We start from the raw sequence: 5,823 nt of genomic DNA on the forward strand, positions 1-5,823 counted from the left end.
AAAATTTAACAAGAAAGGGTTGATAATATGTCTATTGGCGCTTACAAGGCCATATATCCAGGCTATCAAAATGGTAAAAACGGCACTTTTACGTACTCTTGTGACAACAAACTAGAATTTCACACCACTTCACCTTCCACTTTTATGAAAAATCTTTTTACTCAGCATAACTTATGTTTGTCTTCACGCAAAATGTGGTGTAACACTTTCTTACATACGCGTTCAAACATTCCACTTCCTCTAGCCATTGACCAAATTTATGTCCCTCTCAAAATACGCAAACCCTTACAACCTTATGAAGGCACCTACGGCTACATTTTGTTCAATCTCCTTGACCAAATTCAAAATTCACACCTTGTATTGAGCGATGAACTTACTCTAGAAATCTTATCTACCCCAAATCATATCAAAAACAAATGGATTCAGGCTGACCACGTTTACTGCTACTACCATAAATTCCTACTGCCTACTGAAGAATCTACTTGTTATCTTAAAAATAAATTTGCCTCTAGTTTTGAAAATTAATCAAAAAACCGCCCTAGGTCAAATGACATAGGACGGTTTCTTGCCTTTTAGGGGCGCATTTCTTCATTTTGTTTTTCGAGGACTTTACTTAGGTGGGCAATGGTGTTAGAAAGGCTTTCCATCTTGCTCTCTATTCGTATGAGCAAGTACATGGATAAGATAATGGGGAATCCAAAGTTGCCGATTTGGCTCAGCAGCTCATCCATCTTTTATGCCTCTTCAAAATCTACTGCATCTTCTTGTTGAATAATGAATTTAGCACCGACAATGCTATTGGCCTGTACTGTTTCACCAATGGCATTGGTTGCTAGGGCTGTTGTCATGGCCTGTTTGATTTTGACACCTGACAAAACCTCTTTAGGGTTAGTAATGGTAATAGTCTCTTGTGTTTTAGAGGGTGTACTAAATGTTAAAACTAAGTTTTTTCTTGTGACTTCCATGGGTGTTACCTCCTTGTTTGATTAATAGATGTTTTAAGTTAGTTACTAGAAACGAGCTTGCTTTCTGTGACTTTGGTCACTCTTTCTAAGGTTTCTGCATTCAAGTCGGCAATGGCACTGCCTAAGTTGTATAAATTTTCGTCTGTGGCTGCTTTGTTGCAGTGTGGAATGGTCTGAGAACCTTTTGTAAATTTTAGAACTACTTTTACTTCATCTAAATCGCCTGTTACTGCCATGGTGTGATTCCTCCTTGTAATTTGAAATGTGAAGCACCGGCTGCTTACACTCTATATATACCGATGAACCTTCAAAATCCGTCGAAAAACTTTTTAAGTTTTTGCAAGGCACGCCTTTTGCGACTTTCAATAGCCACGTAGCTGAGTCCATATTGGATGCTGATTGCCTTTATTTTTTCTTGGCGTACATACAAGGCTATAAGTAACTCATATTCTTCTTTTCGAAGTTGCTTAAGGCCTTCATGGAGTTTGGCATACTGGATGTTTTTCAGCACCTTGGTTTCTATACACTGTGTAGGATCTGCTTGTGTCTCACAGTAAGCCTCGACCTCCTCTTTGCCTAGTAGCTGCATCTTTTTCTTGTTCTGATAGTTTCTTCCCCATCTGTATAAGACCATTTTAAAATAACTTTCAAATTTCTTTTCTGAGCTTGGGTCGTAGTGCTCAAGTGCCTTTAGTAGTACCAGATAAGATTCTTGGTAGAGACCCTCTATATCCTCTTGTTCCCCATTGAATTTTTTAGCCCACTTTAGACATAGAGGCTTCAGTCTCTCCCAAAGTTGCTCACTGTATGCCCTATCTTGTTGACTAAGACATACCAACTCTTGAATCGTTCTTTCCATCTTCTATCCTTCCACTGCAGTTTACTTGTATTTGTGCACCCCTTTACTTTATATATTGATTGACCTTACTACAAATGTGGTATTTTTATTTCTTACATCATTTTTTTCATTTCTTAATCCTGAGAAATGCTTTCTAGGTGCAAAAGAACGTTTTTACACCCTACTTTTTAGTTTTTGAGTACCTTTTCACTTTTTTGCGACGGATTTTCCCTAGTCTTTGGTATATAAACAAGTAGATGTAGAAATCCACTTTGTTCATTTAGGAGGTTTGGTGATGAAAAACATGAAAACTTTGAAGTACTGCCCACAGCTTAACCAGATTACAGGAAGTGTGACTGCAAGCTTACTCCTTTGCCAGCTAGAGTATTGGTTTAAGCATACAAAAGGCAAAACCTTTTATAAATTTTTAGGCCCTTGTGAGGACATGCACTACCGCACAGGGGATAGTTGGACAGAGGAGCTAGGCTTTAGTAAAGCAGAATTTCGTAATGCCTTTAACCGTATTGGCAAAGTGTATAAGTCTAAAAAGGCCTATCTTGAAAGCACCGATAAGTTTGAGGGCAAGCTTTATCTGTCTTACTACGACCGTATGAGAAAGCTGACTTATTACGTTCGTAACCATGAGGCCCTTCGCCAACTTATAGCAAATCAACATTGTGCATTTCCGTATTACAAAGACTACAATCCATCTCCTAACCCAAAAGAAAAGTCTAGTATTCCATATACAGAAATTCTAAGTCACTTTCATAAATATTGTCCAAGCTTAGACCCTGTTACCCTTCTAACACCCAAGCTTGAACAAAAGCTCCATACCCTTTGGACTTTTCTCCAACAAAAAGGCTATGATGTCTTCACCACCTTGGACAAAGCCTTTCAACAAGTAGAAACTTCTGACTTTCTCTGTGGGCGTACAGGTCGGTCTCATTGGCATGCCTTCTTTGCTTGGATCATCCAACCGGATAAGCTCTTGTCCATTTTAACTGGTAAGTATCAAAATAGTTCTCATCCCCCTACACCTTCACTTATCCCTAAACTACGAGCTGCCTTGCCACTTCCCCTTCGTGCTTTCCACCTCACTTATGAGCATGACTTTGACATCACTGCACTAGAGGCTAGGGAACGTGCCTACCAAGATGCACAGTTTGAACATACCTTGCATAACAGTCCTCAAAAACTTTTGTAGCCTTCATCTTTTAAATTTTTTGTTTTAGAACCGACGGATTTTCCAACCTCACCGGTATATATAGTGTAAGCGTTGCAACCTAGACATATCCTAGGCCGTTTAGATTGCTTGGCTTACCCTTAAGAAAAGTTAGAAAGCTCGTCGGTCCCCCTCTTACCGCCTTGCCTCTTACTTTTTCTTAACCCCATATGACTTATGGACGTGGCAACCTCCGTCATTTGGGTGCATCACCTCACTACTCATACTTTTTAAGCCACGTTGCACTTCCTCCAAGAACTTAAACTTACCGCAAGGACTCTTGGCTGCCTCAGTCTTACACGTTGTCTTGTCACCTACTGTCCGTGATACATGCCTTTGCATCCCTTTCACCAAAAGAAACCCGACACACCACCCTGTAACCCTGAGTCTCCCACAGTCTAAGCCTCAAGCCTCCAGTTCCCTTAGAAGTGCAACAAGGTTTAATCCATGAGTTTTGCCACAACCTAAGAAGCTAGCTTAAGTCCTGTCATGTTGGTAAAAGAGGGAGACAGTCTTAGGCTAGCTTTTTATGCTTTCATACTTCTTGCAACTTGTAACTGGAAAGGAGGTGAATTCATGACACCTTCCATACAAAAACATTTCTTGACCCCCAACCTGTATAGCCGACCTCAACTTCCACTCACAGCCATTCATAAGTTAGTTATACATTGGGTAGCCAACCCAGGTAGCTCTGCCCTTGCCAATCGTAATTACTTTGAAAACTTAAAAGCAGGCACACGAGGCATCTATGCTAGCAGCCATTTCATTGTAGGGCTAGAAGGGAAAATCCTTCAATGCATTCCAGAGACAGAGCTTGCTTATCACGCCAAAAATGCCAACCGCTACAGTCTAGGCATTGAAGTTTGCCATCCCGATGACGTGGGCGAGTTTAATGCTACTACTTACACAACCCTTATCAACCTTTGTGCCTACCTTTGTTACACTTATACTTTAGACCCTAAGCAAGACCTACTCCGTCACTACGATGTCACTGGCAAAGTCTGCCCCAAATTTTATGTACAACATCCCGCCCACTGGACAAGACTAAAAGCTGATGTGGTGGCACAGCTTGAAGCAACCTACTTGAAAGTCCATACACCTAAGACCACATCCTTACTCCTTAATGGTACGCCAAAAGATGTGATGGCCATTGAACAAGAAGCTCACTACTATGTCAAGTTACGTGATCTGGCAGATTCTCAAATCCAAGTGGGCTATGACCCCATCAAGAAGGTTCCAACTCTTCATGTCACCAGGGATTAACCACAACCAAGACTCTCCTATTCTGAATACCTGTTGGCTCAGCTAAACAAAAAGTGCTCTAAAACTAAGCATCCTCTTAGTTTTAGAGCACTTTTTATATTTATTTCTCGTACTTATCTGCATCAATCAAATACAGTTTCCCACCCTTTGTCATTGTACGCTTGGAAGCACATTTTAATTTGTGCCTCACTATTTTTTTCCGTTGCAAGGGGTGGCAGCTGAGATAGAGGGAAGTAATCACTTTGTATTGTTTCTAGATTCTCTTGGAAGGTTGTGCTTATTTCTATCTTGAACCGCTATTAATCTTAGAGGAATGACATCTACCCATCCACCTGGCAAAGCCCACTGACCTGATTTTTCCTGTACAAGTAAGATTTTATCCTCTTGAAAGATGTCCGCTCTTGTATCTAATTTAGGCGTTTGAAACCCTGTTTCATTACAAAAGAGGGTTTTCACATGCTCCAAAGGTAGTCCTGATTGTAGGCTTAGTATCTCAGCTGCAATCTCTCTTACCCGCTCAAATCTTTCTCGGTCAAAATCCTCTTTAGAATAGGTGAGTCCTGCTTGTGCTATGAATTGAAGCTCTATTGCCCAATCCAACCAAGGACTCTTGGCTACATGGGCTTGACTATTCTCCTGCTTTTCACACATTTTATTTCCCTCCTTTTACTATGACCCTACAGCTCAATAGAAAAAAGATGACACTTCTCTTAAAGAATAGTGTCATCTCTTGTGTACGTGCATGTCTTACTGCATGAGTTGATTCAGCGTTTGAATAAGTGTTGTGCTTAATGCTACAGGCAATTGAGTCATTGCTTTTTCCCACATTGCTGTATCTTCTTCACAAGCTAATTCTAAACGTCTTTGTACATCATTTTTCACTGTAGCTAATGCTTCAATTTCATATGTAAAGTCTGTATCTCCTGCTTCCACCTTATCTTGAATAGACATAAGTGGTTGGTAGATATCGTAGTATTTGAGCAAAATGTTTTCTACCCAGTTAAATTTATAAGACTTACTTTCCGGTTCAAAACATTCTCTGTAAGCGTTAATCCATACAGGGTATTCCATATACTCCATATAGCCTTGAGCATATTGGCCCCTCTCATCACTGTCAATATCAAAGTCCTCAAGCATAGTCTTGCCATCACCATCTTTTAAGCTTAGGATTGCCTCTTCATAGATGCCTGGTAAGTTTTGATAGTACTCCGTTTGGGTTAAGACTTGGTCAAGTCCTACGTATTGTGTCCCACGAATGACAGTCTCGCTTACTTTTCTCATTGCTTCATTATATGTCATCAGTTGTTCATTGATTAATTTTAAATCTTTTCCTTTTGCCTGTGCTTGGTCGTAGAGTGCCTTGATTTGTAAACTTTGTGTATAAAGTTTATCTGCCTCTTTGCTAAAGGCTACCGCTGCATTTTGAAGGCTCGTATCAATACCTCTTGCAGCTAGCACTTCCTCATCTAATTTCAAGATATATTTATCTGCAATAGTTGCTAAATCATAAGGTAAAAGTGCCGCTTGGTCTAATC

The 5,823-nt window shown here is 40.2% G+C and carries 9 protein-coding genes; 3 read left to right on the forward strand and 6 right to left on the reverse strand.

Annotated features, from left to right (window positions below):
- Positions 1-27 precede the first annotated feature (27 nt).
- Entirely contained in the window at positions 28-525 is a 498-nt protein-coding gene (locus tag RRY75_RS13620) for a hypothetical protein (protein WP_332527952.1), read from the forward strand.
- Between the two features lie 47 nt (positions 526-572).
- Here the strand turns inward: RRY75_RS13620 and RRY75_RS13625 are convergent, their stop codons facing one another.
- The 4 genes from RRY75_RS13625 to RRY75_RS13640 form a co-directional block, all read right to left on the reverse strand.
- A complete protein-coding gene (locus tag RRY75_RS13625; RefSeq protein WP_332527953.1) occupies positions 573-731 on the reverse strand; it encodes a YvrJ family protein in 159 nt (52 codons plus the stop codon).
- A gap of 3 nt (positions 732-734) precedes the next feature.
- Positions 735-965: a DUF2922 family protein gene (locus RRY75_RS13630; protein WP_332527954.1), complete on the reverse strand. Its 231-nt coding sequence runs from the start codon at positions 963-965 to the stop codon at positions 735-737.
- Between the two features lie 38 nt (positions 966-1,003).
- Positions 1,004-1,201 (reverse strand): DUF1659 domain-containing protein, encoded by a 198-nt coding sequence (locus RRY75_RS13635; protein ID WP_332527955.1) that lies wholly within the window; start codon positions 1,199-1,201, stop codon positions 1,004-1,006.
- 71 nt (positions 1,202-1,272) lie between these two features.
- Positions 1,273-1,824, reverse strand: a complete 552-nt coding sequence (locus tag RRY75_RS13640) for a sigma-70 family RNA polymerase sigma factor (RefSeq protein ID WP_332527956.1) — start codon at positions 1,822-1,824, stop codon at positions 1,273-1,275.
- Positions 1,825-2,098: 274 nt separating this feature from the next.
- Here RRY75_RS13640 and RRY75_RS13645 point away from each other — a divergent pair, with 274 nt between their 5' ends.
- Together RRY75_RS13645 and RRY75_RS13650 are read left to right on the forward strand one after the other, a co-directional pair.
- Positions 2,099-3,007, forward strand: coding sequence for a hypothetical protein (locus RRY75_RS13645; protein ID WP_332527957.1), 909 nt, complete (start codon positions 2,099-2,101; stop codon positions 3,005-3,007).
- 594 nt (positions 3,008-3,601) lie between these two features.
- On the forward strand, positions 3,602-4,288 hold the full coding sequence (locus RRY75_RS13650) for a peptidoglycan recognition protein family protein (RefSeq protein ID WP_332527959.1): 687 nt from the start codon (positions 3,602-3,604) through the stop codon (positions 4,286-4,288).
- Positions 4,289-4,525: 237 nt separating this feature from the next.
- On the opposite strand, the gene RRY75_RS13655 is transcribed toward RRY75_RS13650, so the two are convergent.
- Positions 4,526-4,939 carry an NUDIX hydrolase N-terminal domain-containing protein gene (locus RRY75_RS13655; RefSeq protein ID WP_332527960.1) on the reverse strand — a complete coding sequence of 138 codons (414 nt, stop codon included), beginning with the start codon at positions 4,937-4,939 and terminating at the stop codon, positions 4,526-4,528.
- Positions 4,940-5,035: 96 nt separating this feature from the next.
- Positions 5,036-5,823 (reverse strand): hypothetical protein (locus tag RRY75_RS13660; RefSeq protein WP_332717286.1); only part of this gene is annotated, 788 nt, incomplete at its 5' end.

Source organism: Niameybacter sp. (assembly GCF_036655075.1).
GTDB lineage: Bacteria > Bacillota > Clostridia > Lachnospirales > Cellulosilyticaceae > Holtiella.

Excerpts from the sequence above, each read along its gene's own strand:
- RRY75_RS13635 (WP_332527955.1), bottom strand. The coding sequence starts at position 1,201 with ATGGCAGTAACAGGCGATTTAGATGAAGTAAAAGTAGTTCTAAAATTT.
- RRY75_RS13620 (WP_332527952.1), top strand. The coding sequence starts at position 28 with ATGTCTATTGGCGCTTACAAGGCCATATATCCAGGCTATCAAAATGGT.
- RRY75_RS13625 (WP_332527953.1), bottom strand. The coding sequence starts at position 731 with ATGGATGAGCTGCTGAGCCAAATCGGCAACTTTGGATTCCCCATTATC.
- RRY75_RS13640 (WP_332527956.1), bottom strand. The coding sequence starts at position 1,824 with ATGGAAAGAACGATTCAAGAGTTGGTATGTCTTAGTCAACAAGATAGG.
- RRY75_RS13645 (WP_332527957.1), top strand. The coding sequence starts at position 2,099 with ATGAAAAACATGAAAACTTTGAAGTACTGCCCACAGCTTAACCAGATT.
- RRY75_RS13630 (WP_332527954.1), bottom strand. The coding sequence starts at position 965 with ATGGAAGTCACAAGAAAAAACTTAGTTTTAACATTTAGTACACCCTCT.
- RRY75_RS13655 (WP_332527960.1), bottom strand. The coding sequence starts at position 4,939 with ATGTGTGAAAAGCAGGAGAATAGTCAAGCCCATGTAGCCAAGAGTCCT.
- RRY75_RS13650 (WP_332527959.1), top strand. The coding sequence starts at position 3,602 with ATGACACCTTCCATACAAAAACATTTCTTGACCCCCAACCTGTATAGC.